1 protein-coding gene is annotated in these 1,588 nt (G+C 31.0%); it reads right to left on the minus strand.

The genetic code is table 11. The features are described 5' to 3' along the window. Positions 1–186 precede the first annotated feature (186 nt). On the minus strand, positions 187–1,278 hold the full coding sequence (locus CD172_RS12085; RefSeq protein WP_060551262.1) for a bifunctional 3-deoxy-7-phosphoheptulonate synthase/chorismate mutase: 1,092 nt from the start codon (positions 1,276–1,278) through the stop codon (positions 187–189). Positions 1,279–1,588 lie beyond the last annotated feature (310 nt).

Here is a 1,588-nt window from a genome sequence, read left to right on the forward strand (position 1 = left end):
CCTTGGAAACGCTTACTCTATTATTATATTCCGTTTTCATCACATTTTCAAAGTTTACCATATTATTAAAGGATAAGAAATATAAAATTGTGGTTGTCATATGTTTGTCACGAATAAAAATACATTTAAAGTATTTTAAATGAAAAAATGAGGCAAAAGTTTAATATCTGCCTCATACATTAATCATTATTTCAATGTTTTATTATTATACATTTCAGATAATGGCTTAATTTCATTATAAAATGCATCAAATTCATTTAAATCCATTTGTTGTGCACTGTCACTCAATGCAACTGAAGGATCTGGATGCACTTCTGCCATTACACCATCAGCACCAATTGCGAGAGCTGCTTTAGCTGCTGGTAACATAATGTCTTTACGTCCTGTACTATGTGTGACGTCAACCATCACAGGTAGATGCGTACCTTGTTTTAAGATTGGTACCGCTGATATATCTAATGTGTTACGTGTTGCCTTTTCATATGTTCTAATGCCACGCTCACATAAAATAATATTTTGATTCCCTTGTGCTGCAATATACTCTGCTGCATACGTAAATTCCTCAATTGTAGCTGATAAACCACGTTTTAAAAGAATAGGTTTATTCGTACGACCTGCCTCTTTTAACAATTCAAAGTTTTGCATATTACGTGCACCAATTTGGAAGACATCTAAATATTGATCAGCTATAGCGAAATCATTTGGATGAACAATTTCACTAACAACATTTAAATCGTATTTATCTTTAATTTGTTTTAATATTTTTAAACCTTCTTCGCCAAGTCCTTGGAAATCATAAGGAGATGTACGTGGCTTAAATGCGCCACCACGAATAAACTTTTCACCTTTTTGTTTTAAGTGTTTAGCAACAGCATCTACTTGGTCGAAGGATTCAACTGAACATGGACCAAAAACAAAGGATTTCGTTCCTTCGCCGATGGCAGCACCATTTTCAAATTTTACGATGGTATCTTCTGGTTTTAATTTACGTGAAACATATAAATGTTTTTCATTATCAGATTTTTGTAAATCAGTTGAGGCTTTAAAGATTTCTTTAAACAATTGTTTGATTACGTTGTCATTAAACGGACCTTGATTTTTATCAATTAATGTATTTAACATCTCTTTTTCACGTTGAGGATCGTAAATGACTGTGCTTTTTTTACGCTTTTCCTCACCAATCTTTTTAGCAAGTTCTCCCCGCTTTGAAAGTAATGATAAAATTTGCTCATTAATGTCTTCGATTTCTTTTCTGTATGTTTCTAAATGATTTGTCATGAAATTCACCCCAACTTAAAATTTCTCACTTGCTTTAAAGCGATAAAATAAATAGTGATATTTGGTATTCTAACAAGAATAAAAATTATTTTCAACCCATCTACAAAAATAAGCCTAAATTTTGAGAAAATTCAATCAATATAAGGATTTTAAAACGTTAAACTAAGGATGTCAATAACTTCTATAGGACAATACACTTTTCATACAAAAAGAAGGGGCTGGGACATAATTCTCAGCCAAAAAAAAGAATCGATTAGGTAAAATCATTTTTACTCAATCGATTCTTTTTATATATTATTTTAAAAAAATA

Origin of the sequence: Staphylococcus agnetis (assembly GCF_002901865.1) — a bacterium.
Taxonomy (GTDB): Bacteria; Bacillota; Bacilli; order Staphylococcales; family Staphylococcaceae; genus Staphylococcus; species Staphylococcus agnetis.

Coding starts and splice junctions, on each gene's coding strand:
- CD172_RS12085 (WP_060551262.1), bottom strand. CDS start 1,278: ATGACAAATCATTTAGAAACATACAGAAAAGAAATCGAAGACATTAAT.